Source organism: Arthrobacter sp. 9E16 (assembly GCF_002929435.1).
GTDB classification, from domain to species: Bacteria; Actinomycetota; Actinomycetes; order Actinomycetales; family Micrococcaceae; genus Arthrobacter_B; species Arthrobacter_B sunyaminii.
The window spans coordinates 688,975-712,026 of the sequence record NZ_PJIU01000002.1 but is presented as its reverse complement, the minus strand read 5'-3'; the positions used below and the strand labels follow the sequence as shown (position 1 = coordinate 712,026).

The window sequence follows — 23,052 nt, the reverse complement described above, 5'->3', positions numbered from 1 at the left end:
TGCGCACAAAAGGGCGGTTGCAGGATTCCCTGCAGCCGCCCTTTTTATGTGTGCCGGTGATCCGGTCCGGCTACCGGCTCACAGCTTTGACTTCAGCACCTTTCCGGTGCTGTTGCGCGGGAAATCATTGACGATGACGAAGCTGCGGGGCACTTTGTAATTCGCCAGCCGGGTCTTGCAGAACGCGGCCAGGTCATCAGCCGTCGGCATCGGATCGGCGTCGTGGAGCAGGGCAACGTAGGCCCTGCCCACTGAACCCATCCGCTCGTCGTCGACGCCTACCACGGCGGATTCGTTGACGGCGGGGTGCTGCCGCAGCACGTTTTCAATCTCGGCCGGATAGACGTTGAAGCCGCCGACAATGAACATGTCCTTCAGACGATCAGTGATCTTCAGGCAGCCGTGCTCGTCCAGCCGGCCGATATCGCCGGTGTGGAACCAGCCCTGCGCGTCCACGGCATTGGCAGTGGCCTCGGGGTCATCGAAATACCCCAGCATCACGTTCTCGCCGCGGAGCAGGATTTCGCCGTCGTCACCGACAGGCACATCGTTTCCGGCTGCATCGGCAACCCGGATCTCGACGCCGGCCACTGCCGGTCCCGTGGTCTGCTTTGCGTGCTCCAGGGATTCCCCGGGCCGGGACAGCGTTGCCACCACGCATTCGGTCATCCCGTACGCCTGCGCCACGGTGCGGAAACCGAGCACCTCCGACATGTCCCGGAAGAGTGTTTCCGGGGCCGTTGCGGCCCCGGCAATGGCGAAACGCAGGGATGAGGTGTCGTAGCTCTTCAGGTCCGGATGGTTCAGCAGCGAGGTGAAGATGGTGGGCACGCCGGGCAGGACGCTGATGCGCTCTTTCTGGACCAGCTCCAGCAGTGCCGAAGCATCAAAGGTTTCCACCGGATAGATCGTGGCCCCGGCCAGGAGCGCGGCGATCACCCCCGCTTTGTAGCCGAAACCGTGGAAGAACGGGTTGACGATGGCGTACCGGTCTTCGGCGGACAGCTCGGCACCCGCTGCCCAGGCCCGGGCAACGCCCAGTGTCTGCCGGTGCGCGCTCATGACCCCCTTGGGCAGGCCGGTGGTTCCGGAGGTGTACAGGATGTCGACGACGTCGTCGGGCTGCACGGCTGCAGCCGCCGCATCGAAGCGCTCCTCCTCACCCGCGCCGTCGGCGAGGAAGGACTTCCAGCTGCATTCACCGGGCTCATCCGCCGTGCCGTCGAGCCGCACGACAAGCCGCACCGAGGGCAGGCCCGGCACCGGCACTGAAGGGGCCGGCTCTTCAGCACCGCCGCTGACGGCATCCACTGCTGCAGTGCGGAGCGTTTCCAGGGGCCGGCGGCCGAGGAAATCATCGGCAACCACCAGTACCGACGCGCCGGAGCGCCGCAGGATCATGGCAGCCTCGTGGCCGGTGTAGCGGGTGTTCAGCGGCACCACCGCCGCTCCGACCGACTGTGCACCCAGCATGGCGAGAATGAAGTCCAGCCGGTTCGGGGCCCAGAGGCCCACCCTGTCGCCCGGGCCCACACCGTGTGCCAGGTAGGCGCGCCCGGCCTCCGCGATGCGTTCGCTGAGTTCACCGTAGGAAACGGCAGTGTCTGCGGCCACGACGGCGGGGTGGTCGCCGAGCTGCGCCATGTCGGCAAGCAGCTGGGGAATGGTCCGTGCGTCAGAGAGATGCATCGAGGAATCCTTTCATTCCATGTGACAAAAAACGCAATGGCGCGGCTAATACAGTAACGTGCCTAAAATGCGGGAGAATTGAGCAAATGCTTGGGTGAATTCGTATATAAGGAGAAATGATGGCAACGCGCAAAAAACCGGAATCAGCAGCCAGCGAGCAGGGTTCCGACCGGCGGGAACAGCTACTGGCCATTGCCGCCCACCTGATAGCCACCCGCGGATACTCCGCGACGACGGTGCGTGACATTGCCGATGAAGCGGGCATCCTCTCGGGCAGCCTCTACCATCACTTCTCCTCCAAGGAAGCGATCCTGGAGGAAATCCTGCGGTCCTTCCAGGGTGGACTGCGGCAGCGGTCGGAGGAGATTGCCGCTGCCGGCGGCGGGCCGCGGCATGTCTTTGACGAACTCGTCCGGACTGCCTTTGTCACCATCGAGAAGCAACCGGACGCTGTTGGCATTTACCAGAATGAGGCGGCGTTTCTGGCCAACCTTCCTGGCTTCGAGTTTGTGGCCGGGGAGGGTGCCCGCATTGAATCGATCTGGCTCAGCGTGATCCAGGAGGGCCAGCGCGAGGGTGTTTTCCGCGCCGACCTTGACTCGGCAATTACCTATCGCTTCATTCGTGACGCCGTCTGGTCCACGGTGCGCTGGTTCCGCCCGGGCGGCCGGCACTCCGCCGAGAGTGCCGGCCGCCACTTCCTTGAGCTGATCCACTCAGGCCTCCTGCAGGACTGATCCGTTCAGGAGCCGGTCTAGTTCGGGACTTCCCGGGACCGGCTCCCGCGCGGATCCAGCACCTCGCGGATGAGGTGCAGCTCCTCGTCCGTGGGAACGCGGGTAAGCGGAGCACCCTCCACCTCCAGCGCGAAGCCGGTGTTGTCGATGATCTCCTGGGGATCAACCCCGGGATGGATGGAGAGCACCGTGACACGGCCGTCGTCGTCGTAGCCCAGGACAGCAAGATTGGTGACGATCACGCCCAGGTGGTGGAACCGCATGGAGGTGCCGGCCGCACGCGCACGGTCGTTGCCAACGCCTGAGACCATGTCGACGGACTCGACGAACAGGCGGGCGCTGTGCCGGGACACCCAGTAGTCCACCCGGTGGTTGGCGGTGTTGCCCGGAGCTCCCCGCACGCCGATGAGCTGGCGCTTGGGCTTGTTCCAGTCGCCGATCAGCGAGATGTTCTGGTTTCCGTAGCGGTCAATCTGGCTGGCGCCCATCATGCTCTGCCGGCGGCCGCTGGCCACGATGTCAAAGATGCGGCGGAACGGCGCCCAACCTTCGATGGTCCCGCCGCCGGCAGCCGTTTTGCCCAGCGGCGGCGGCTCGCTCATCATGAAGGCTTCCCCGTCGCTGAGGACCAGGTCGGGGGAGTGGGTGAGCTTGGCGAGCCTGGCACCGATGGTCGGAATGGTGCCCACGGCGTGCGCGAGGATCTCGCCGGACTCACGGTAGGTGTCTGAGCACGCCGCGATGCAGATTTCGGCGGTGGTGGCGTCTGCGGTCATTACTTCTTCTCCTGTACTGCGTGGAAGCGGGCAACCGCCTCGTGGTAGCCGGCTTCGTCGCCGCCGAGGAACTCGGCGACAAAGGCGCGCCAGCTTTCGGGGTCTTTGGCGGAGGCGGCGTAGTGCTTCTGGAATGCCTCGTCGCGGCCGTAGTCCGGCTCGCAGGTGGTGAAGTGAGCACCGCGCGGGGTCTCAATGACACCGGTGACGTACATGCGGCTGAGCATCAGGGTGTGGAACGAGCCTTCGTCCAGCAGGTCTTCCGTTTCCACGATCCGCTCCGTGGTGACGAAGGTGCGCGCTGCCGCCATGGCGAACAGGTCATCAAAGTACGGATCCGGGCCGAGGAACTGCGCGTTGCCTCCGCTGTCCGAGCGGTTCACATGGATCAGGGCCACGTCGAGCGGGGTCGCCGGCACCGCAACATACTCGTCATCGGAGTAGGGGGATGCCACGGTCTTCAGATGCGGATTCGCGGCCATGACGTCGGACCCGATGCCTGCCAGCGTGGGCAGGAAGGACAGCCGCGAGGCTGCGGCGCGCAGTCCGGTGACAAACATGCCTTCGTCATACTCGTTGATCTCCAGCTCGCCGCGTTCCCGCGCTGCGGTAAACAGGGGATCCAGGGCAATGCTGTCCAGCGAGACGAATCCGTAGATGAGCTTGCGGACCTTGCCCGCGGCAACCAGCAGGCCGACGTCGGGGCCGCCGAAGGCGACAACGGTCAGGTCGGTCACGTCGCTGCGCAGCAGTTCGCGGACCGCCGCCATGGGCTTGCGCCGCGATCCCCACCCTCCGATGCCAATGGTCATTCCTGACTCAATGGACGAAACCGCCTCACTAAGTCCAATCCTCTTGTCGGGCATCCGGTCCTCATTTCCCGCATCATTGCGAAACCTAGCGCTTGTTTGGTAGCTAGACTAGCATGACCCCATGGCGCCGTACCGGTGCCGCGCAGAAGACAAACCAACGTCGCGGAGGACAGGCATGGGGCAGAGCAGGGGCGGGCACATTATTGTGACCGGGGGCGCCAGCGGGATCGGTGCAGCCGCCGTCGAGCAGCTTGCCGGGCGCTGCGCCCGCGTCACGGTATTCGACCTGCAGGATCGGCCGGGAGTCGGCTCGAAAACGTGGACTACATGGCGGTCGATGTCTCGGAGGAGCCCGCCGTACAGGAGGCAATCTCCCGTGCCCGGACGCGCGGCGGCGTCGTCACGGGGTTGGTGACCTGTCACGGCATCCGCGGCGCTTTCCTGCCCGCGGTGGACCTGGACGTGCAGCACACACGCAGGGTCCTGGACGTGCATGTGCTCGGTACGCTCGTGGTTAGCCGCGCGGTGGTGCAGCAGCTCGCGGGGACTCCGGCGTCAATCGTGACGGTCTCATCCACAACGGCTTACGGCGGATGGGAGAAACAGGCTGACTACGGCGTAGCCAAGGCGGCCGTCCGGCAGCTCACCGAAAATCTGGCCATCGAATGGGCGCCGGGCGGTGTTCGGGTCAATTCAGTGGCTCCAGGGCATACCCTCACGCCCATGGTGCAGGAAATGCTCGACGGCGGTTACGACGCCGGTTCCGTTTTCGCCCGAACACCCCTGGGGCGCTTCGCGACGCCGCAGGAGGTGGCGGACTGCATTGTCTTCCTCCTTCTGGACGCAACCTTCGTGACCGGCCAGTGCCTTGCTGTTGATGGCGGCTGGACAGCCGTTGGAAAGTGAAACCCCGACAGTACGAACAGTACGAACAGTACGAACAATACGAACAAGCCGATTTGTTGATGCACGCCAAACCAGTGAAGGACTTCCATGAACGCAGTTGAACCGGTTATCTCCCTGGACGGAAAAGTGGTGCTGCTCACGGGCGCTGCGGGCGGACAGGGCCGCGCGCATGCGGCTCTGCTTCACCGTCTGGGTGCGCGCCTCGTGCTGACCGATGTGGACGCCGACGGGGTTTCGGCCCTGGCCCGGACCTTCGAATCCAACGCGCTTGGCCTTCGGCACGACGCATCCTCACCGGCAGACTGGACCCGGGTGGTGGACGCGGCAGTGTCTGCGTTCGGCCGGGTGGACGTCCTGGTGAACAATGCGGGCTATTGTCCGGTTGCTCCGCTGGCGGAAACGAGCGAGGACATCATCCGCCGCGCCATCGACATTAACCTGATCGGACCCATCCTTGGCATGCAGGCAGTTCTTCCCGCCATGCGCGGCGCCGGCGGGTCGATTATCAACATCGCGTCGACGGCCGGCGTCGCCGGTTATGCCAACCGTGTGCCGTACTCCGCGTCCAAGTGGGGGCTGCGCGGGGCCAGCCGGTCCGCGGCCAGGGAATACGGCCCGTACGGCATCAGGGTCAATACGGTGTGCCCTGGTGCCGTGGACACCCCGATGATCACCGAGGAGACCCGTGCCGGCACCGGATTCATAGCTACGCTTCCGATTCCCCGGGCCGGGCGGCCCGGGGAAATCTCAACGATGGTGGCTTTTCTCGCCAGTGACGCCGCCAGCTACTGCACCGGCCAGGACTTCATTGTGGACGGCGGGGTTACGGCGTAGGGCTCACAGCGTAGCGAGAGCTTCCAGCCTCCGGCGGGGCTCGGCGCCGGCCGCCGGTGCGGGGATGATTCCCAGCAGCCTTCCCAGCCGGCGCCGGTGCTCGCGCGCAGAGCCGAAGAGCTGGCTCGTGGAATGCGCCCGCTTGAAGACCAGCTGGGCGTCATGCTCCCACGTGATCGCGATTCCGCCGTGAATCTGCACAGTTTCAGCGGCCACCTTGTCGAGGGCGTCTGCGCACCACGCAGCGGCTGACGCCGCGCGTTCCGGCAGGTCCGCAGCATTGGTTCCGGCCGACCAGGCCGCAGCCCAGGCAGTAGTGCGCGCCGTTTCCACCTGCACGAGCATGTCGGCCATCCGGTGCTTAAGGGCCTGGAAGGAGCCGATTGCCCGGCCAAACTGCACGCGCTGCTTGGAGTATTCAACGCTCATGTCCAGCCCGCGCTGCGCGGTTCCCACCTGCAGACAGCTCACCGCGACGGCGGCGATGTCGCGGATTCTCTCCAGCGACCTTTCGGCGTCCAGCTGAAGCGCCCGGGCCGGAACCCGGTTGAAGGTCAGTGTCGCGAACCGGATGGTGGTGTCGACGGCCGGGGTGTTCACCCGCTGGACCGCGGCGGCGTCCAGAACCTCGAACAGACCCACACCCTCCGGCGTAGACGCGACGGCAATGACCGTGTCGGCAGTAACGCCGTCGAGCACCAGGGTTGCCGTTCCATCCAGGGTCCACTGCTCGGGCCCCTGTTCGCCCGGCGTGGCGGTGATGCCGGAACCGGTGGTGCTCCAGGCGCCGCGTTCATCCGCCCAGGCCAGAGTCGCAATGCTGCTTCCCTCGGCAATCCCGGGCAGCAGGCGTTCACGCGGCTCTTCCTCGGCCGACTCCAGGATGGCGGATGCTCCCAGTACTGCTGAGGCCAGCAGGGGACTGGGGGACAGCTGGTAACCGAGTGCCTCCAGGACCAGGCCGGTTTCAAACCAGGTGAATCCGGCCCCGCCGTATTCTTCGGGAATGGCGAGGGAAGCCACGCCCACCTCTTCAGCCAAGGTGCGCCAAAGCTCCGTGTCGTAGCCGACTGCAGAGGCTGCTGCACTGCGCACGGCAGCGGAGGCGGCATGGCGGTTGAGCACTGCGCGCAGGGTCTTGACGAGCTCGTTCTGCTCGTCGGTCAGTGAGAAGTCCATGGTGTCCTCAGGTGTGGAAGGTCGAGGTGTGGAAGGTCAACGTGTGGAAGGTCAGCGGGCTGCAGGAAGCAGGAGGGAGGCTATGCGGGAGCGGTGGTGCCGCGGCGTTCCCCAAGCGCCCAGCAGCGCACGGACCCGGGTGATCCAGAGCCCCAGATCGTGTTCCTCCGTGTAGCCGATGGCGCCGTGGACCTGCAGGGCAACCCGTGCTGCCAGGTTGGCCGCATCGCCGGTGGCTACCTTGGCGGCGGAGACGCTGCGGGCGCCGTCAGGACCGCCGAGGTCCAGGGCTGCGCCGTAGATCAGCGGTCGTGCAAAGGTGAGGGCGATGCGCACGTCGGCGAGCTGGTGCTTGAGGGCCTGGTATTCGCCAATGGCCCGGCCGAACTGTTCGCGGATCTTGGCATAGCTGACGGCTTCTTCCAGCAGGCGCTCTCCGGCGCCGAGCAGCATGGCCGAACAGGCCAGCGTTGCCCTGTCCACGGCAAGGTCCACCGCAGCGGTTTGCAGTGCGGTTTCGGAGCCGACGGCGGTGAGTTCGCTCAGCTTCCGGGTCCGGTCCACGGAGGGCGCGCCGGGTCCGGCAGAGGCATCGGAGAGGGAATCGGGGCCGACGACGAAGCACCGGCTGCCTGCCGCGGCGTCAAGTGCGTAGGGAACGAGTCCCGGTACGGCAGCCGTGGCAACCAGTGATCCGTCCAGGATTCCGCTGCGCACACTGGGGTCGACCAACTCGGGCAGCAGCGCGGCGGATTCGATGTACGGTCCGGGAACCGCATGATATCCCAGCCGCTCGAAAGCAACGGCGAGGTCCACTGCGGTGCCGCCCATGCCGCCGTCGTCCTCTGCGAGGCACAGGCCAAACAGGCCCAGTTCCGCCAGCTGGTTCCACAACGCCAGGCCGGGCTCCGTGTTCCCTTCTGCCCAGGTCCGCGCGACCTTGGTGCCGCCGGCGCTCTCGATGATTTCGTCGAGGGCCTCGGCCAGCGACTGCTGTTCTTCACTCAGTGCGAATTTCATGACGCTCTCCTGCCGTCGCCGCCGCGTGGGAGGCCAAGTAGACGTTCTGCAATGATGTTGCGCTGAATTTCATTAGTGCCTGCGTAGATGGGTCCGGAGATGGAGAAAAGGTAGTCATCCATCCACCGTCCGCCGGCCACCCCGGGACCTCCGCGCAGTTCCGCGGCGGGACCGAGCAAATCCAGTGCCGTCTCGTGCAGCGCGATGTCCAGCTCGGACCAGAACACCTTGTTGACGCTGCCTTCGGCTCCAATGTCACCGCCGTCCTGCAGTGTGCTGACCGTGCCCCAGGTGTAGAGGCGATAGGCCTCGGACTTGATCCAGGCGTCCACGACGGCGTCCTGGGCAAAGGGGTCTTCCTGCTGGTGGGTACCCCACAGGTCGATGAGCCGGTCCGCGGCAGCGCAGAAGCGTCCCGGGGCCCGCAGCGAGAGGCCGCGCTCGTTGCCGGCGGTGCTCATGGCCACGCGCCAGCCGTCTCCCGGAGCTCCGAGGACGTCTGCGTCAGGCACAAAGACGTCCTCGAAGAACAGTTCGGCGAAACCCGTTGAGCCGTCGAGCTGGGCGATGGGGCGCACGGTGAGTCCGGGGGCGTCCATGGGAAAAAGGAAGTACGTCAGGCCGCGGTGGCGTTGGGCGGCGGGGTCGCTGCGGAACAGTCCGAATCCGCGGTCGGCCCAGACTGCGCGCGAACTCCAGGTTTTCTGTCCGTTGAGCAGCCAGCCGCCGCGCTCGTCGTCGCGGCGGGCAGTGCTCCGGATGGAGGCCAGGTCACTGCCGGCTCCCGGCTCGGACCAGGCCTGTGCCCAAATCAGGGAACCGTCTGTCATGGCGTTGAGGTACCGGTTGCGCTGGTCATCCGTTCCGTGTTCAAAGAGAATCGGGGCCAGCAGCGAGATACCGTTCTGGGCTACGCGGGTGGGAGCTCCGGAGCGGTAGTACTCCTCTTCAAAGAGGACCCACTCGACCAGGCCGGCGCTTCGGCCGCCAAACTCCTCCGGCCAGGCGACGGCGGACCAGCGGCCTTCGGCCAGCTTGGCTTCCCACTCGCGGTGGGCGGCGAAACCCGCTTCCGTATCCATTGACGGCAGCGGTGTGGACGGCACGTTTTCGGCCAGCCAGGCCCGCGCCTCGGCGGCGAATGCCTGCTGTTCTGCGGTCAGGTCGAGGTTCATTTGGCCGCCGCCGCGTTCCGCATGCCCTGAACGTTCATTCCGGCCAGCGAGTCGGCGCCCACCTCCGCGTTGTGGGCGTGCGCCGCATGATGCAGCCCGAAGACGGAATCCATCCCGGCCCGCATACCCTGCAAATCTTCGGACTGGTTTACTGCCTTCTTGGCCAGCGCCAGACCCAAACGGGGCATCGCACTGATCCGTTCGGCCATGGCCATCACCGTGTCCTCCAGGTCCTCACGCGGCACCACGTGGTTGACCATGCCCAGATCATGGGCGCGCTGCGCGGTGAAGCGGTCACCGGTGAAGAGGAACTCCTTGGCGGCGCGGGGATTCATCACCCACGGGTGGGCGAAATACTCCACGCCCGGGATGCCCATGCGGACCACGGGGTCCGAGAAGAACGCATCGTCGCTGGCCACGATGAAATCGCAGGACCAGGCCAGCATCAGGCCGCCGGCAATACACGCACCCTGAACCATTGCGATCATCGGCTTCGGGATCTCCCGCCAGCGGCGGCACATGCCCAGGTAAACCTCGGATTCCCGGGCAAGGCGGGAGTCCATGCCTGCTGCCCCCACATGGTCCCACCACATGACGGCCTTGCGCTCGAAGCTCTGGTCAATGTCCCGCTCCGGGGAGCCGATGTCATGTCCGGCGCAGAAGTGCTTTCCGTTTCCGGCCAGGACGATGACCTTTACGGCATCGTCCTCGACGGCGGCGGTGAACGCGGCATCCAGTGCATAGGTGACCTTGGAATTCTGCGCGTTGCGGTACTCGGGCCGGTTCAGCCGGACGACTGCCACGGAACCGCGCACCTCGTACGTTACAACCTCGCCGGAATCATCATTCTTCATCGTGGCTCCTCTCTGAGGCACTTCCCGCTGTGATGGAGTTCACCAAACAAGTGCTTGGTTTGCTAGCATAGGCGAAGCTCGACTTTATGACCAATGGCGGTGGGCGATGAAAGGTGTGTCGTGGATCTGAACTATTCAGCGGAGGACGAGGAGTTTCGTCAGGAGATCCGTGGCTGGCTGAAATCCAATCTTGTCGGGAAGTTTGCGCAGCTGCGCGGACTCGGCGGATCCGGCCGTGAGCACGAGGCTTTCGAGGAGCGCCTTGAGTGGAACCGCCACCTTGCCGAACACGGCTGGAGCTGTGTCAGCTGGCCGCGGGAATACGGCGGACGCGGGCTGAGCCTTCTGCAGCAGGTCATCTTCCATGAGGAGTACGCCCGGGCCGACGCCCCTGCCCGCGTCAATCATTTTGGAGAGGAACTGCTGGGACCAACACTGATTGCCTTCGGCACCAAGGAGCAGCAGGACCGTTTCCTGCCGCGCATTGTGGCGGTTGAGGATCTCTGGTGCCAGGGATACTCCGAGCCCGGTGCCGGATCGGACCTCGCTAACGTGTCCACCAAAGCCAGGCTCGACGACGGCGGGCGGTGGGTGATCGACGGGCAGAAGGTTTGGACTTCCCTGGCGCACAATGCCAACTGGTGCTTCGTGATCGCCCGCACGGGATCCGGGCCCCGCAGGCACGACGGGCTCTCGTATCTGCTGGTGCCGATGGACCAGCCCGGCGTCGAGATCCGCCCGATCCTGCAGCTGACCGGCACCTCGGAGTTCAACGAGGTGTTCTTTGACGGCGCCGTCACCGACGCGGACCTGGTGGTGGGGGAGCCCGGTGCCGGCTGGTCGGTGGCGATGGGCACGCTGGGTTTTGAACGCGGCGTCTCCACTCTGGCGCAGCAGATTGCGTTCCAGCGCGAGCTGGAGTCCGTCGTCGACCTGGCCCGCAGCAACGGTGCCATCGATGACCCGATCATCCAGGACCGGATTGTTTCCGCACACATGGGCCTGGACATGCTGCGCCTGCACGGGCTGCGCACGCTCAGCGGTGAACAGGGCATCGAAGCCTCGATCACCAAGCTCCTCTGGGCGCCGTGGCACCGCTCCCTCGGTGAACTGGCCATGGCTGTTGCCGGCCCCGGCGGGCTCACTGTCGCCGAAGCTCCCTACGAACTGGACGCACTCCAGACCCTTTTCCTGTTCAGCCGCGCGGACACCCTGTACGGCGGTTCGGACGAAATCCAACGAAACGTTATTGCCGAGCGTGTGCTCGGCCTGCCGAAGGAGGCACGCGCATGATTGAATCCCGCGTCGCACAGCCCGTACCCGACTACGTCCCCGCCCACGGACTGCTGACGGGACGCCGCGTCGTCGTCACCGCTGCGGCCGGCGCCGGAATCGGCGCAGCGGCAGCGCGCCGCTGCTTGGAAGAAGGAGCCGCCCTGGTGGTGCTCGGGGACACCCATGCCGGACGGCTGGAGTCGTCTGCAGCGGAGCTCGGTGCCGAGTTCGGTGCCGAGCGCGTCCGCTGGGCGGTCTGTGACGTCACCGTGGAGGACCAGATCGAGGCCCTCCTGGATCTGGCCGAGGACGCCGGAGGGGTTGACGTCATGATCAACAATGCCGGCCTGGGAGGCACGGTCTCCATCCTGGAAATGACAGATGACCAGTGGAGCAAGGTCCTGGACGTCACCCTGACGGGAACGTTCCGCAGCGTGCGCGCTGCATCCCGGCGCATGGTCCGCAACGACGTAAAGGGCGTCATCATCAACAACGCCTCGGTCATCGGCTGGCGGGCACAGGAAGGCCAGGCCCACTATGCCGCAGCCAAGGCCGGGGTCATGGCACTTACCCGTTCCGTTGCCCTCGATGTGGCACCCTACGGAATCCGGGTGAACGCCGTCTCACCGAGCCTGGCCATGCACCCGTTCCTCGCAAAGGTCACCTCGGATGAGTTGCTGGAGCAGCTCACCTCGCGCGAGGCGTTTGGCCGTGCGGCCGAACCATGGGAAATCGCCAATGTCATGGTGTTCCTCGCCAGCGGCTATTCGTCCTATATGACGGGCGAAGTCGTGTCCGTCAGCAGCCAGCAAGCCTAAGGGGAGCAACCGAATGAGTACCGCATATATTGTTGACGCTGTCCGCACGCCCGGCGGCCGCAGGGGCGGATCCCTGGCCGGTATCCACTCCGCTGATCTGGGTGCGCATGTCATTGCCTCGCTGGTGGAACGCACCGGAATTGATCCCGGCGCCGTTGACGACGTCATCTTCGGGTGCACGGACACGGTGGGATCGCAGGCCGGCGACATTGCCCGCACCGCCTGGCTGGTCGCCGGAATGCCGGACCACGTTCCCGGCGTGACCATTGACCGTCAGTGCGGCTCCAGCCAGCAGGCCGTGCACTTTGCCGCCCAGGGCGTGATGTCGGGAACCGCGGATCTCATCGTGGCCGGCGGAGTGCAGAACATGTCGGCCATCCCCATTTCGGCCGCCATGACCCTTGGCGAGCAGTACGGGTTCACCACTCCCTTTGCGCAGTCACCCGGCTGGGTGGCACGCTACGGAACTCAGGAGGTTTCCCAGTTCCGTTCGGCCGAAATGATCGCTGAAAAGTGGAACATCTCGCGTGAAGCCATGGAAGAGTTTGCCCTGCAAAGCCATCTGCGGGCGATCGCTGCCACCGACGAGGGTCGTTTCGCCCGGGAAATCGTCCCGATCGCCGGGCTGTCCCAGGACGAGGGACCCCGCCGCGGCACGTCGCTGGAAAAGATGGCCACTCTTCCGGTCCTGACTGAGGGAGGCCGGATCACCGCGGCAGTTGCCTCACAGATCACCGACGCCGCGAGCGCCCTGCTGATTGCTTCCGAGAGCGCACTGGCCACCCATTCGCTGACGCCCCGGGCACGGATTCACCACATTTCGGTTCGCGCCGATGACCCGGTATGGATGCTCACCGGTCCCATCCGCGCCACCGACTACGCACTCGAGCGCGCCGGCATGAAGGTTTCCGACATTGACCTCTTCGAGTGCAACGAGGCCTTTGCCTCCGTGGTGCTGGCCTGGTCACAGGAATTGAATATCGAGCAGGACAAGATCAACGTCAACGGCGGCGGCATCGCCCTCGGCCATCCGATCGGCGCCACGGGCACGCGCATCATGGCCACGCTGCTCAATGAACTGGAGCGCACCGGCGGACGCTTCGGCCTGCAGGTGATGTGCGAGGGCGGCGGTCAGGCCAACGTCACCATCATCGAACGGCTTTAAGCCGGCTCTAAGCCGGGGCTGAGGCGAAGAGACATCAGCCCGGAATGACAAAAGAGGGATGCTGCAACCGAACCGGTTGCAGCATCCCTCTTTTGTTTGGGCTGGAGCTAACGGCCTAGGCGGCCACCGCTGCACTGTTAGCCTTTAGGCGCTCCACGGCTTCGTCAATGATGCGGTCCACCAATTCCTGGCAGGAGGGCAGGTCGTTGATCATCCCGACAACCTGCCCGGCGGCCAGCATTCCGGCGGAGGTGTCGCCGTCCACGAGGCCGGCCTTCAGGAGCATCGGCGTGTTGGCCGCCAGCATCATCTGATTCCAGCTCCTGCCGGTGCCGCGCTTCATGGAGAGGCCGTCCTTCGCCAGGCCAAGCCAGGACTGACCGGACATCTCCTTGAACTGCACAGACCGGCGCAGGGTCGGCAGCAGCTGGCGCAGCCGGCCGCCGTCCTCGAGTCCCTTGACGAACTCGGTGCGCAGCAGCCGGTGCGGCATGCCGTCAGCCTTGGTGGTGACCACCGTTCCGTCCAGCCCGAAGCCCAGGTAGCGCTGTTTGATGTCCTCGGGCACCGAGCTGTCGCTGGTGAGCAGGAACCGGGTGCCCATGCCGATGCCGACGGCCCCGTAGCCCAGGGCCGCAGCCAGCCCGCGGCCGTCGAAAAAGCCACCGGCGGCAATCACCGGGATGTCCACGGCATCCACCACTGAGGGCAGCAGCAGTGTGGTGGGGATGGCGCCGGTGTGGCCGCCGCCTTCCCCGCCCTGCACCATCACGGCATCCGCGCCCCAGGCGGCCACCTTCTCGGCATGCCGTGCCGCGCCCACGGAGGGGATCACCACGGAGCCGTTTTCCTTCAGTTTCTCGATCAGTTCCCGCTTGGGAGCCAGCGCAAAGGAGGCTACCTTCACCCCGTACTTGATCATCAGGTCCACACGGTCCGGGGCATCGGCACCGTCCGCACGCAGGTTAACGCCGAACGGCTTGTCGGTATGGCTCTTCACTTCCACGATGGCGTGCTCAAGCTGGTCCAGCGTCATGGTGGCGGAGGCAAGGATGCCCAGGGCTCCCGCTTCTGCCGTGGCCGTGACCAGCCGGGGTCCGGCCACCCAGCCCATGCCCGTCTGCACAATCGGATGCTCGACGCCGGTGAGTTCGGTCAGGGGAGTCTTGATGCGGTTCTCGGTGCTCATGCTGGGACCTCGTCTTCTCTGCGCTTACGGGGGTCGAGAACCTCCCGGATGAGCTGAAGTTCCCGCTCATCCGGGAGGCGGGTAGTTGGCACGGTTCCCGCGGTGTGCAGCGGGAACCCGGTGGCAGCCTGGATCTCGTCGAAACTGACGCCGGGATGCGCGGACACCACGGCCATGCCGCCGTCCGGAGCGCTGAAATCGAAGACACCAAGATTCGTCACCACGCGATGCAGCCGGTGGAACCGGGAAGCAGCCGGACCGGCGGCACACGCCCTGTCGTTTCCGACACCGGTCACAAAATCAACGCTCTCCACGAAGGTCCGGCGGCTGTGGCGGGCAATCCAATAACTGGTCGTGTGGTTGACGGTGTTCGTTGCAGCGGCCCTGGTGCCCAGCAGCTGCCTGGCGGGTTTGGCATGGTCCCCAATCACCGACAGATTCTGGTTGCCCATCCGGTCAAGCTGCGCGCCGCCCATCACCACATGGCGGCGGCCTGCCGCGATCAGTTCGAACAGCTCCCGATACGGCAGGTAGCTGGCCGAGACGGTACTTGGCCGGTCGACGGCGGGGACGTCGCCAAGGATGGTGGATTCGCCGTCGCTGATCATCAGGTCGGGTGCATGAGTGAGCAGCGCCAGCCGCACGCCGACGGTGGGCACGATCCCGGCCGGGCTGGCCAGGATCTCCGCCTGGCCGCGGAACAGGTCGCTGCAGGCCGCAACAGCCACTTCGGCCGTGGTGATCTCACGCATTGCCCACCCCCGCATTCGCCCGGTAGGCGTCGTCGTCGACGTCGAGATACCGGGCACGGAATTGCTGCCACGCCGGTGCTGATGTTGCGGCCTGTGCATATTCTCGCTGGAAAGCTTCGTCCCGCTCATAATCCGGCAGACATGAGGTGAAGTGCGCGCCGCGGGGGAGCTCAACGACGTGATCCACCATGGTGCGGTTCAGCAGCAGCGTGGACGGATGCGCGTCCCGGGTGAGCTCCGCCGTCGAAACCACGGCCTCCGCGCTCACCACGGTGCGCGACGCCGCCCGCGCGAACAGGTCGTCAAAGTACGGGTCCGGCCCCAGGCACGCGGCGTTGCCGAATTCATCGGCGCGGTTCAGGTGCACCAGGGCCAGGTCAAGATGAATCGCGGGCATGGCCACGAGCTCCTCACCGTCGTCGTAGGGCGAGATGACGGTGCGGATCTGCGGATTGCCCGCCAGGGCATCCGATCCCAGTCCGGAGCGCGTCACCTCAAAAGGAAGCCGGCGCCCGGCGGCACGAAGCCCGGAGACCAGCAGGGATTCGTCCAGTTCGACGACGTCGACGCCGCCCGCCTGCCGGGCGGCAGCGAAATGCGGCTCGACGGCTATGGAGTCGAGGGTGGCAAACCCAAACACCACGCGTTTGGCCTGCCCGGTGGCACAGAGCACCCCCACATCCGGACCGCCGAAGCTGACAACGGTGACGCCGCGCACGCCGGAACGGACCAGTGCGCGCACCAGGGCCATGGGCTTTCGCCGCGACCCCCAGCCGCCGATGCCGATGGTCATTCCGTCGCTGAACAGCCCGGGGACGTCCTCAGCTCCGAGGACTTTGCTGCTCACTCGGCGGAGGAGGGCGCCGTGGCGACGAAGTCGTCGCGCAGTTCATCGGCAACACCCCGAAGGTTGAGCTCAAAGGTGAAACCCTGTTCCCAGCGGTAGCTCTTCACCACGTCCACCGGGTCGATGCCGTTCAGGGCTTCCTTCGCGGCACGGATCACCCGGGTGTCCTTGGACGCGATTTCATCGGCAATGGCAAAGGCCGCTTCATCGAGTTGGTCGGCGGGAACCACCTGGGCAACACTGCCGAATTCGGCTAGGCGCTGCGCAGTGATCGTGCGGCTGGTGAAGTAGAGCGTGCGCAGCAGGTGTGCCGGAACCAGGCGCGAAAGGTGGGTTGCCGCGCCAAGTGCGCCGCGGTCAACTTCGGGGACGCCAAAGTAGGCGTCCTCGGTGGCCACGATGACGTCGGCGCTTCCGGCCAGGCCCACTCCGCCTCCCAGGCAAAAGCCGTTGACCGCGGCGATGACGGGAACCGGGCACTCATAAATCGCTTTGAAAGCGAGATAGCAGCCCCGGTTTGCCGCGAGGATGGCATCGAATCCCTCCGTTGCCTGCATTTCCTTGATGTCGACGCCCGCATTGAACCCGCGCCCTTCAGCCCGCAGGACCACCACGCGCGTGTCTGGATCCTCACCGGCCGCCTGAATTGCCTCGGCGACAGCGAACCACCCTGCAACGGGCAGCGCATTCACCGGGGGATAGCTCATTGTTACCGCACGCACGCCGTCGTGGTGCATCTTCGATGTAATTGACATCCTGTACCTACCTAACGTTTGCTTGATACCCTAGCATTTGCTTGGTACACGGTACACTCCAGGCACCGCAACAATCTCAAAGGAGAGCAAAGACATGACCGGCATCTGTGAAGGACGAGTCGCCATTGTGACCGGGGCAGGCCGCGGTCTGGGACGTGAACACGCCCTTGAACTCGCACGCCAGGGCGCCAAGGTTGTCGTCAATGACCTCGGCACCACCCTCAACGGCGTCCAGGAGGCCTCCGGCCCGGCCCACGACGTCGTTGCCCTGATCCGGGCCGAAGGCGGAGAAGCTGTGGCCAACGGTGCCGACGTTGCGGATTTCGAGCAGGCCGCCGGACTGGTTCGGCAGGCCATTGAGACTTTTGGCCGCTTGGATGTCCTGGTGAACAACGCCGGATTTGTGCGGGACCGCATGCTGGTGAACACCTCGGAAGAGGAATGGGACGCGGTCATCCGCGTGCACCTCAAGGGTCATTTTGCGCCGCTGCGCCACGCAGCCGAATACTGGCGCGGGGAGGCCAAGGCCGGACGGACGCCGGATGCCCGCGTCATCAACACCTCCTCCGGTGCAGGTCTGCAGGGCAGTGTTGGGCAGGCGAGCTACTCGGCTGCAAAGGCCGGCATCGCCGGACTGACGCTCGTAGCCGCACACGAGCTGGGCCGTTACGGCGTCACCGTGAACGCCATTGCCCCCTCAGCGCGGACCCGGATGACCGAAGGTGCGTTTGCCGAGGCGATGGCCGTTCCCGAAAGCGGTTTTGACGCGATGAACCCGGCGAATGTTTCCCCCGTCGTGGCATGGCTTGCCAGCGGCTCTTCCGCGGCGGTCACCGGCCGCGTCATTGAGATTGAAGGCGGCCGGATCTGCATCGAAGAGGGCTGGAACCACGGTCCTGCAATCGATGCGGGCGAGCGCTGGGAGGCCGCGGCTGCCGGTGAAGCCATTGAAAAACTGCTTGTCGACGCCGCCCTGCCCGAAGGGGTGTACGGGGCATGAGCGCGCAGACGCGGGCCGAGGAAACCCCCACTCCGGATCGGCGCGAAACGGCGGCCGCGTGGGCAGGGCGCTTCCTGGGAGAGCGCACCCTTGGCTACTCCGAGACCGATGCGATCCTCTACGCCCTGGCGGTCGGCGCTCCCGCCAATGAACTCGACCTTGTCTTTGAGGAGCGGCTGCGCGTCCTTCCCTCATTCGGCCTGACCCTGGCCCAATGGGCACCCGACGTGCTGGCCGGGCAGGGCGCCTTCGACAACCGCGCCGTCCACGGTTCCCAGGAATTGACGGTCCTCAAGCCGCTCCCGCGCTCCGGCGAGCTCACGCTGACCGCCCGGGTGGGCGAGGTATGGGACAAGGGCTCGGCGGCCGTCTTCAATGTGCTCGTGGAGTGTGACTATTTTGTGGCCGTCTGGAGCATCTTCGCCCCGGGAACCGGCGGTTACGGCGGGGACCGAGGCCCCGGACGAACCCCGGCACATCTCGGTGAGCCCGCCGGCACCGCAGGTTTTCAGTCCAGCCTCAACCAGGCCGCTCTGTACCGCCTCCTCGGGGACCGGCATCATATCCACATTGATCCGCAGGCTGCGCAGCGCATTGGCCAGGACCGTCCGATCCTGCACGGGCTTGCCTCACTGGCTGCGGCAACACTGCCGCTGGCAGGCATGGCCGGAGCCCACCCGGCGGACCTCGTCCAGCTGGCGGGCCGGTTTTCCGGCGTCGTCTTTCCCGGCGATGAGATGACCGTCCGGGCGTGGGACAACGGACGCTTCGACGCCCTGGTGGGGGACAAGCCCGTCATCAGCGATGGATTGGCGGTGTTCCAGTGACGGTGAAGAGCCACGGAACAATCAAGGGGTATGACCCCGATCACAAAGAATTGGCCGGTCTGCGATACGATCGCGGCGACGTCTGCCGAACGGTGACTGAGGTCTCAAAGGCCTTCAACAAGGAGTCGTTGACGACGATGCGAGAGGGAAAATGATGAAGATTATCGTTCTAATGAAAGAGGTTCCGGATACCTGGGGGGACCGCACCCTGAATCTGGAGACCGGCCTGCTGGACCGGGCCGGAAGCGAATTGGTGCTTGATGAGATCACCGAACGGGCACTCGAGGTTGCACTGACGCACCGCGACAGCCAGAAAGACGCCGAGGTGGTCCTGCTCGCCGTCGGCCCGTCAACAGTGCCTGCCAGCCTGCGCAAGGGGCTGGCGATGGGAGCGGACCGCGCCGTCCATGTGCAGGACGACGCGTTGCTGGGAGCAGACATGACCCTCACTGCCGAGGTGCTCGCTGCAGCTGTCCGGCAGATCGGCTTTGATCTGGTCATCGCAGGCAACATTTCGACCGACGGCGGAGGCGGCGTTCTGCCGTCGATGATTGCCGAACTGCTCGGCGTCGCCGGCCTCACTTCCCTCAGCACCGTAGAGATCAGCGATTCCGCTGTTGCCGGGCGCAGGAATATTGAATCGGGAACGTTTGAAGTAAGTGCCGCACTTCCTGCGGTTATCTCGATCACGGAAGCACTTCCGGATGCCCGCTTCTCCAACTTCAAGGGCATCATGGCTGCGAAGAAGAAGCCGTTCGAAACTCGAACCCTCGCGGATCTGGGCGTGGCCCCCGATGAGTCCGCCTCGCGGTCCATCATCCTGGCTGTGGCCGAGCGCCCGGCACGCACGGCCGGCATCAAGATTGAAGACGACGGCGACGCCGGCCAGCAGCTGGCCGATTTCCTCACCCAGAACCAACTCATCAAAGGACGCTCAGAATGACCGGCTACCCCAGTGACTCCGTACTCGTGCTTGTTGACGTTGCGCCGTCGGGCAAGCTCCGCTCCAGCGCAGCCGAAGTAATCGGTGCGGCTTCAGCGGTAGGCACGCCTGTTGTGCTTGCCGTTGCAGCCCCCGGAAGCGCAGACCTCATCGGTGCCGAACTGGCCGCTCTCGGTGCGGCACACGTCCTGGTTGCTGAATCCGACGAGCTCGCCACCGCCATGGTTTCCCCCGTGGTTGATGCGCTCAGTGCAGCGGCAGCCGCTGTCGCTCCCGAAGCCGTGCTGGTTTCCAACTCCATCCAGGCCCGTGATGCCGCAGCACGCTTCGCAGCCCGCTCCGGTGCCGCACTGGCGGCGGATGCGGTTGGGGTTTCGCGTGACGAAGAGGGCATCGTTGCCCACCATTCGGTCTACGGCGGGGCCTACTCCGTGGATTCCGCGGCGACCACCGGAACCCTCGTGATCACGCTCCGGCAGGGCTCCTCCAGCGTCCGGGCCGAGGCGAAGGAAGCGAGCATCGAGCTGCTTTCCGTCCAGGCATCCGGTGTGCCCGACGGCGTCATTTCCAGTTACGAGGAAACCGCCGTCGCTTCCGCCCGGCCGGAGCTGCGCGGTGCGGACGTAGTGGTTTCCGGAGGCCGCGGCCTGGGTTCCATTGAGAACTTTGCGCTGGTCGAGGAGCTGGCCGATGCACTGGGCGGGGCCATCGGTGCCTCGCGCGCAGCAGTGGACGCCGGCTACGTGCCGCAGACCTCGCAGGTTGGACAGACAGGGGTGACCGTTGCCCCGCAGCTTTACATTGCGCTCGGCATCTCCGGTGCCATCCAGCACCGCGCCGGCATGCAAACCGCCAAAACCATCGTCGCGATCAATAAGGACGCGGATGCACCCATCTTTGAGATTGCCGACTTTGGCGTGGTGGGGGATCTGTTCACTGTTGTGCCGCAGCTGGTGAAGGCCATCGAAGCGAAACGGGCGGCAGTTTGACAAGACAGGGCCTGCCCCGGACTCCCGGGGCGGGCCCGGCCACGGAACAGAGTGAAAAGCGGGCCGCACAGGAGCCCGCATCCAACGGGACTGTGCCGGCCGCAGCCGCCAACGGGACGGTGCCGGACGCAGCCGCGTCCAACGGATCCGTCGCCAACGCCGGACCTCCGGCGGCTGCAGCACCGCAGGCCAAGCCCGCCGGCCGTCGGCAGGGACTGCCGCGCCCCGGCGCGAATGCCCAGCCGACTGGACCTGCTGCCCAACCCGCTGCTGTCCAACCGGCAGCTCCGGAGGCGTCTGCAGCCAGTCCGGCAGTGAATGCTGCGGCTCCGGCCGCAGCAACTCCGGCTAAGCCTGGCCGGCGCCAGGGCATGCCGCGTCCGGCCGCCGGTACGTCGCCTGCCGCACCTGCAGCGGGCACAACCGCACCTTCAGCAGCTTCATCTGAGGCAGCAGCACCGGCCCGCGGTACCCGCACCGGTTTAGCAGCTGGTGCCGCACCCGCAAAGGCTGCGGCACCTGCACAGGCCGCGGCGTCGACCACGGCACCTGCGCCCGCCAAGCCGTCGTCGAGCCCTGCCCCCGTGCGCAGCCGACTTGGCAAAGCGGGCATAGCGGCCGTGGGGCTTCTCGTCTTGTTTGGTGCGGCCGTGCTGCTGGCACGATGGCTGGTAACCCTCGAGTCAGTGCAGGGCTTCCTTGACCGTTACCCGGGGGAGAGTCACCTGCCGGACGGGGCACCCGTGGGGTTGCCGGCCTGGCTGGGATGGCAGCACTTCTTCAACGTTTTCCTCATGGTCCTGATCATCCGGTCAGGATGGCAGGTCCGCACCCAGCGCAAGCCGCCGGCATCGTGGACCCCGCGGCGTGGGAAAAACCCAAAGAAGATCAGCATCACCCTCTGGCTGCACCAGTCACTGGACCTTCTGTGGCTGGTCAACGGAGGCATCTTCATAGTGCTGCTCGCGGTGACCGGCCAGTGGATGCGGGTTGTTCCGACCAGCTGGGACGTGTTCCCGAACGCGCTCTCGGCGGGCCTTCAGTATCTTTCGCTGGATTGGCCCACCGAAAACGGCTGGGTCAACTACAACAGCCTGCAGGTTCTGGCCTACTTCGTCACGATCTTCATCGCGGCTCCGCTGGCTGCGCTGAGCGGGTACCGCATGTCCAACCTGTGGCCGGCCAAGGCCAAGGGGCTGAGCAAGGTGTATCCCGTTGAGGTGGCACGGGCGATTCACTTCCCCGTGATGCTGTACTTCGTGGGGTTCATCATTGTGCACGTCGCACTGGTGCTGTCCACCGGTGCACTGCGGAATCTGAACCACATGTACGGCGCCCAGGACGCGGTCAACTGGTTCGGGTTCTGGATGTTCTTCGCGTCGCTGCTGGTGATAGCCGGAGGTTGGTTCGCAGCCCGCCCCCTGGTTCTTGCACCCATCGCCTCCCTCTTCGGGAAGGTCGGACGCTAGCTCCACGCAACCCGGCAGAACAATCCACTAGGGGAAGACCTCCGGTCAGCGGCTGTACGGCCGCCGACCGGAGGTCTTGTTTTGCCCCGCCGGCAGAGCTGCGGGCTTACACCTTCTGAGGATCCCCGACGGCCAGCACCTGGGAGATTTCTTGGGTCCGCCACCGGTCCAGCAGCCGGTGGAAGGCCACCGGACCCGGTCCGTAGGAGAAGCTGACGGGCGGGGGATTCCCCACGCGGTTGTAATAGCCCGGGGTGCATTCGGCTTGGAACTTCCGGTTATCCAGCGACGTTTCCTGGATGGTCCGGCACCACGCATTTTCCGCTTCCGCCGTCGGCTCGATGAAGGCGGCTCCGGTCTCGCGCCCCTTGGTGATGACGGCTGCAATGTGGTTTGCCTGCTCCGTCAGAATGTGGACAAAGTTCACCGAATTTGCGTTCTGCGCCGACCCCAGGTGGAACAGGTTCGGAAAGCCGTGGGTGTAGAAGCCGTGCAGGGCCACCTCGTACTCTTTATCCCCCACCACACTGGACGTCTCGGCCATGCAGGTGATCCCACCGGTGTCCGCAGTGTCCACCAGCGTCGCGGACGGGCGTGTGCGCCGGGTCCGGGCCACGCCGCTGGGGCTGGCACTCGTGCGGCGCCTCATATCGGCCCGGCCTGAGCTAAGCGCGGACATCCTTGACCGCCTGCCGTTGGAGGACCTTCGTGCCCTGGAGCAGGGGATGCATGCCGTCCACCGCTGCTCCTTTCCGGGCCCCGCGACGGACCCTGCGCCGGGCCCCGTGCCGCCGCCGTGATTTAGCCAATGCGGTAAAGCCGCAAGATAATGAGATGATAAGAGATGTCCATAGGTTTTGGACCACTTCGCCGTATGGCCCCCGTCCGCTCAGCTTCACACCGGCGGCGGCCTGAGGCCCAGGATGCGCACGGTTGCGCGGGCCCGGCGGAGTCGGCTCTGAAACGGACCCAAGACCTTTTGGCGCAGCAGCACAGTGCTGCAGCGCCCCAGCAAAACCCGTACCCGACGAAAGAAACTCC

The 23,052-nt window shown here is 65.5% G+C and carries 24 protein-coding genes; 12 read left to right on the top strand and 12 right to left on the bottom strand.

All coding sequences use genetic code 11. The annotated features are described in order from the left end of the window. Window positions 1-78 precede the first annotated feature (78 nt). Window positions 79-1,689, bottom strand: a complete 1,611-nt coding sequence (locus CXR00_RS09985) for an AMP-binding protein (RefSeq protein ID WP_104054349.1) — start codon at window positions 1,687-1,689, stop codon at window positions 79-81. 119 nt (window positions 1,690-1,808) lie between these two features. Between CXR00_RS09985 and CXR00_RS09980 the strand changes: the two genes are divergently transcribed. After that, a complete protein-coding gene (locus CXR00_RS09980; RefSeq protein WP_104054348.1) occupies window positions 1,809-2,426 on the top strand; it encodes a TetR/AcrR family transcriptional regulator in 618 nt (205 codons plus the stop codon). 17 nt (window positions 2,427-2,443) lie between these two features. Here CXR00_RS09980 and CXR00_RS09975 read toward each other — a convergent pair whose 3' ends face one another. Both CXR00_RS09975 and CXR00_RS09970 read right to left on the bottom strand, forming a co-directional pair. Continuing rightward, entirely contained in the window at window positions 2,444-3,202 is a 759-nt protein-coding gene (locus CXR00_RS09975) for a CoA-transferase subunit beta (protein WP_104054347.1), read from the bottom strand. Beyond that, window positions 3,202-4,068 (bottom strand): CoA transferase subunit A, encoded by an 867-nt coding sequence (locus CXR00_RS09970; RefSeq protein WP_104054346.1) that lies wholly within the window; start codon window positions 4,066-4,068, stop codon window positions 3,202-3,204. Before CXR00_RS09970 ends, CXR00_RS09975 begins: the two co-directional genes overlap by 1 nt. Before the next feature lie 273 nt (window positions 4,069-4,341). Between CXR00_RS09970 and CXR00_RS09965 the strand changes: the two genes are divergently transcribed. Together CXR00_RS09965 and CXR00_RS09960 are read left to right on the top strand one after the other, a co-directional pair. Beyond that, a complete protein-coding gene (locus CXR00_RS09965) occupies window positions 4,342-4,920 on the top strand; it encodes an SDR family oxidoreductase (RefSeq protein ID WP_219815997.1) in 579 nt (192 codons plus the stop codon). Window positions 4,921-5,007: 87 nt separating this feature from the next. Then, on the top strand, window positions 5,008-5,754 hold the full coding sequence (locus CXR00_RS09960) for an SDR family NAD(P)-dependent oxidoreductase (RefSeq protein WP_104054345.1): 747 nt from the start codon (window positions 5,008-5,010) through the stop codon (window positions 5,752-5,754). Between the two features lie 3 nt (window positions 5,755-5,757). Here the strand turns inward: CXR00_RS09960 and CXR00_RS09955 are convergent, their stop codons facing one another. Genes CXR00_RS09955 through CXR00_RS09940 form a run of 4 tightly spaced genes read right to left on the bottom strand, consistent with a single transcriptional unit; the run spans window position 5,758 to window position 9,982 of the window. Beyond that, on the bottom strand, window positions 5,758-6,933 hold the full coding sequence (locus CXR00_RS09955) for an acyl-CoA dehydrogenase family protein (RefSeq protein WP_104054344.1): 1,176 nt from the start codon (window positions 6,931-6,933) through the stop codon (window positions 5,758-5,760). A gap of 51 nt (window positions 6,934-6,984) precedes the next feature. Continuing rightward, entirely contained in the window at window positions 6,985-7,953 is a 969-nt protein-coding gene (locus CXR00_RS09950) for an acyl-CoA dehydrogenase family protein (protein WP_104054343.1), read from the bottom strand. Further along, window positions 7,950-9,128, bottom strand: a complete 1,179-nt coding sequence (locus CXR00_RS09945) for an acyl-CoA dehydrogenase family protein (RefSeq protein WP_104054342.1) — start codon at window positions 9,126-9,128, stop codon at window positions 7,950-7,952. Before CXR00_RS09945 ends, CXR00_RS09950 begins: the two co-directional genes overlap by 4 nt. Continuing rightward, complete coding sequence (locus CXR00_RS09940; RefSeq protein ID WP_104054341.1) at window positions 9,125-9,982, bottom strand: enoyl-CoA hydratase; 858 nt, start codon at window positions 9,980-9,982, stop codon at window positions 9,125-9,127. The genes CXR00_RS09945 and CXR00_RS09940 overlap by 4 nt, the downstream gene beginning before the upstream one ends. A gap of 120 nt (window positions 9,983-10,102) precedes the next feature. On the opposite strand from CXR00_RS09940, the gene CXR00_RS09935 reads away from it, so the two are divergent. The 3 genes from CXR00_RS09935 to CXR00_RS09925 are packed head-to-tail and all read left to right on the top strand — an operon-like array spanning window position 10,103 to window position 13,240. Then, window positions 10,103-11,275 carry an acyl-CoA dehydrogenase family protein gene (locus CXR00_RS09935; RefSeq protein WP_104054340.1) on the top strand — a complete coding sequence of 391 codons (1,173 nt, stop codon included), beginning with the start codon at window positions 10,103-10,105 and terminating at the stop codon, window positions 11,273-11,275. Next, on the top strand, window positions 11,272-12,075 hold the full coding sequence (locus CXR00_RS09930; protein ID WP_104054339.1) for an SDR family oxidoreductase: 804 nt from the start codon (window positions 11,272-11,274) through the stop codon (window positions 12,073-12,075). Before CXR00_RS09935 ends, CXR00_RS09930 begins: the two co-directional genes overlap by 4 nt. A gap of 13 nt (window positions 12,076-12,088) precedes the next feature. After that, window positions 12,089-13,240, top strand: a complete 1,152-nt coding sequence (locus CXR00_RS09925; protein ID WP_104054338.1) for an acetyl-CoA C-acetyltransferase — start codon at window positions 12,089-12,091, stop codon at window positions 13,238-13,240. 115 nt (window positions 13,241-13,355) lie between these two features. On the opposite strand, the gene CXR00_RS09920 is transcribed toward CXR00_RS09925, so the two are convergent. From CXR00_RS09920 to CXR00_RS09905, 4 genes are read right to left on the bottom strand one after another with little or no spacing between them, the layout of a single operon-like run. Beyond that, window positions 13,356-14,429 (bottom strand): nitronate monooxygenase family protein, encoded by a 1,074-nt coding sequence (locus tag CXR00_RS09920; protein ID WP_104054337.1) that lies wholly within the window; start codon window positions 14,427-14,429, stop codon window positions 13,356-13,358. Beyond that, window positions 14,426-15,181, bottom strand: coding sequence for a CoA-transferase subunit beta (locus CXR00_RS09915; RefSeq protein ID WP_258060362.1), 756 nt, complete (start codon window positions 15,179-15,181; stop codon window positions 14,426-14,428). The genes CXR00_RS09920 and CXR00_RS09915 overlap by 4 nt, the downstream gene beginning before the upstream one ends. Further along, window positions 15,174-16,028, bottom strand: coding sequence for a CoA transferase subunit A (locus tag CXR00_RS09910; RefSeq protein ID WP_219815996.1), 855 nt, complete (start codon window positions 16,026-16,028; stop codon window positions 15,174-15,176). The genes CXR00_RS09915 and CXR00_RS09910 overlap by 8 nt, the downstream gene beginning before the upstream one ends. After that, the gene (locus CXR00_RS09905) at window positions 16,025-16,783 is read right to left on the bottom strand and encodes an enoyl-CoA hydratase family protein (RefSeq protein WP_104054335.1); all 759 of its coding nucleotides are present in this window, start codon (window positions 16,781-16,783) and stop codon (window positions 16,025-16,027) included. The genes CXR00_RS09910 and CXR00_RS09905 overlap by 4 nt, the downstream gene beginning before the upstream one ends. A 94-nt stretch (window positions 16,784-16,877) precedes the next feature. Between CXR00_RS09905 and CXR00_RS09900 the strand changes: the two genes are divergently transcribed. The 5 genes from CXR00_RS09900 to CXR00_RS18530 all read left to right on the top strand — a co-directional run bounded on the left by CXR00_RS09900 (window position 16,878) and on the right by CXR00_RS18530 (window position 22,011). Further along, the gene (locus CXR00_RS09900) at window positions 16,878-17,783 is read left to right on the top strand and encodes an SDR family oxidoreductase (RefSeq protein WP_104054334.1); all 906 of its coding nucleotides are present in this window, start codon (window positions 16,878-16,880) and stop codon (window positions 17,781-17,783) included. Next, on the top strand, window positions 17,780-18,610 hold the full coding sequence (locus tag CXR00_RS09895; RefSeq protein WP_104054333.1) for a MaoC/PaaZ C-terminal domain-containing protein: 831 nt from the start codon (window positions 17,780-17,782) through the stop codon (window positions 18,608-18,610). Before CXR00_RS09900 ends, CXR00_RS09895 begins: the two co-directional genes overlap by 4 nt. A gap of 154 nt (window positions 18,611-18,764) precedes the next feature. Beyond that, complete coding sequence (locus CXR00_RS09890) at window positions 18,765-19,553, top strand: electron transfer flavoprotein subunit beta/FixA family protein (RefSeq protein ID WP_104054332.1); 789 nt, start codon at window positions 18,765-18,767, stop codon at window positions 19,551-19,553. After that, complete coding sequence (locus CXR00_RS09885) at window positions 19,550-20,542, top strand: electron transfer flavoprotein subunit alpha/FixB family protein (RefSeq protein ID WP_104054331.1); 993 nt, start codon at window positions 19,550-19,552, stop codon at window positions 20,540-20,542. The genes CXR00_RS09890 and CXR00_RS09885 overlap by 4 nt, the downstream gene beginning before the upstream one ends. After that, window positions 20,539-22,011, top strand: coding sequence for a cytochrome b/b6 domain-containing protein (locus CXR00_RS18530; protein ID WP_258060359.1), 1,473 nt, complete (start codon window positions 20,539-20,541; stop codon window positions 22,009-22,011). The genes CXR00_RS09885 and CXR00_RS18530 overlap by 4 nt, the downstream gene beginning before the upstream one ends. A gap of 106 nt (window positions 22,012-22,117) precedes the next feature. Here the strand turns inward: CXR00_RS18530 and CXR00_RS09875 are convergent, their stop codons facing one another. After that, complete coding sequence (locus tag CXR00_RS09875; RefSeq protein WP_104054330.1) at window positions 22,118-22,555, bottom strand: hypothetical protein; 438 nt, start codon at window positions 22,553-22,555, stop codon at window positions 22,118-22,120. Between CXR00_RS09875 and CXR00_RS09870 the strand changes: the two genes are divergently transcribed. Then, window positions 22,554-22,811, top strand: a complete 258-nt coding sequence (locus tag CXR00_RS09870; RefSeq protein WP_181032518.1) for a hypothetical protein — start codon at window positions 22,554-22,556, stop codon at window positions 22,809-22,811. The genes CXR00_RS09875 and CXR00_RS09870 overlap by 2 nt on opposite strands. Window positions 22,812-23,052: the final 241 nt, after the last annotated feature.

What these genes read in the sequence shown, in the direction of transcription:
- CXR00_RS09985 (WP_104054349.1), bottom strand. Translation starts at nt 1,689, where the DNA reads ATGCATCTCTCTGACGCACGGACCATTCCCCAGCTGCTTGCCGACATG.
- CXR00_RS09980 (WP_104054348.1), top strand. Translation starts at nt 1,809, where the DNA reads ATGGCAACGCGCAAAAAACCGGAATCAGCAGCCAGCGAGCAGGGTTCC.
- CXR00_RS09975 (WP_104054347.1), bottom strand. Translation starts at nt 3,202, where the DNA reads ATGACCGCAGACGCCACCACCGCCGAAATCTGCATCGCGGCGTGCTCA.
- CXR00_RS09970 (WP_104054346.1), bottom strand. Translation starts at nt 4,068, where the DNA reads ATGCCCGACAAGAGGATTGGACTTAGTGAGGCGGTTTCGTCCATTGAG.
- CXR00_RS09965 (WP_219815997.1), top strand. Translation starts at nt 4,342, where the DNA reads ATGGCGGTCGATGTCTCGGAGGAGCCCGCCGTACAGGAGGCAATCTCC.
- CXR00_RS09960 (WP_104054345.1), top strand. Translation starts at nt 5,008, where the DNA reads ATGAACGCAGTTGAACCGGTTATCTCCCTGGACGGAAAAGTGGTGCTG.
- CXR00_RS09955 (WP_104054344.1), bottom strand. Translation starts at nt 6,933, where the DNA reads ATGGACTTCTCACTGACCGACGAGCAGAACGAGCTCGTCAAGACCCTG.
- CXR00_RS09950 (WP_104054343.1), bottom strand. Translation starts at nt 7,953, where the DNA reads ATGAAATTCGCACTGAGTGAAGAACAGCAGTCGCTGGCCGAGGCCCTC.
- CXR00_RS09945 (WP_104054342.1), bottom strand. Translation starts at nt 9,128, where the DNA reads ATGAACCTCGACCTGACCGCAGAACAGCAGGCATTCGCCGCCGAGGCG.
- CXR00_RS09940 (WP_104054341.1), bottom strand. Translation starts at nt 9,982, where the DNA reads ATGAAGAATGATGATTCCGGCGAGGTTGTAACGTACGAGGTGCGCGGT.
- CXR00_RS09930 (WP_104054339.1), top strand. Translation starts at nt 11,272, where the DNA reads ATGATTGAATCCCGCGTCGCACAGCCCGTACCCGACTACGTCCCCGCC.
- CXR00_RS09925 (WP_104054338.1), top strand. Translation starts at nt 12,089, where the DNA reads ATGAGTACCGCATATATTGTTGACGCTGTCCGCACGCCCGGCGGCCGC.
- CXR00_RS09920 (WP_104054337.1), bottom strand. Translation starts at nt 14,429, where the DNA reads ATGAGCACCGAGAACCGCATCAAGACTCCCCTGACCGAACTCACCGGC.
- CXR00_RS09915 (WP_258060362.1), bottom strand. Translation starts at nt 15,181, where the DNA reads ATGCGTGAGATCACCACGGCCGAAGTGGCTGTTGCGGCCTGCAGCGAC.
- CXR00_RS09905 (WP_104054335.1), bottom strand. Translation starts at nt 16,783, where the DNA reads ATGTCAATTACATCGAAGATGCACCACGACGGCGTGCGTGCGGTAACA.
- CXR00_RS09900 (WP_104054334.1), top strand. Translation starts at nt 16,878, where the DNA reads ATGACCGGCATCTGTGAAGGACGAGTCGCCATTGTGACCGGGGCAGGC.
- CXR00_RS09895 (WP_104054333.1), top strand. Translation starts at nt 17,780, where the DNA reads ATGAGCGCGCAGACGCGGGCCGAGGAAACCCCCACTCCGGATCGGCGC.
- CXR00_RS09890 (WP_104054332.1), top strand. Translation starts at nt 18,765, where the DNA reads ATGAAGATTATCGTTCTAATGAAAGAGGTTCCGGATACCTGGGGGGAC.
- CXR00_RS09885 (WP_104054331.1), top strand. Translation starts at nt 19,550, where the DNA reads ATGACCGGCTACCCCAGTGACTCCGTACTCGTGCTTGTTGACGTTGCG.
- CXR00_RS09870 (WP_181032518.1), top strand. Translation starts at nt 22,554, where the DNA reads ATGCAGGTGATCCCACCGGTGTCCGCAGTGTCCACCAGCGTCGCGGAC.
- CXR00_RS09875 (WP_104054330.1), bottom strand. Translation starts at nt 22,555, where the DNA reads ATGGCCGAGACGTCCAGTGTGGTGGGGGATAAAGAGTACGAGGTGGCC.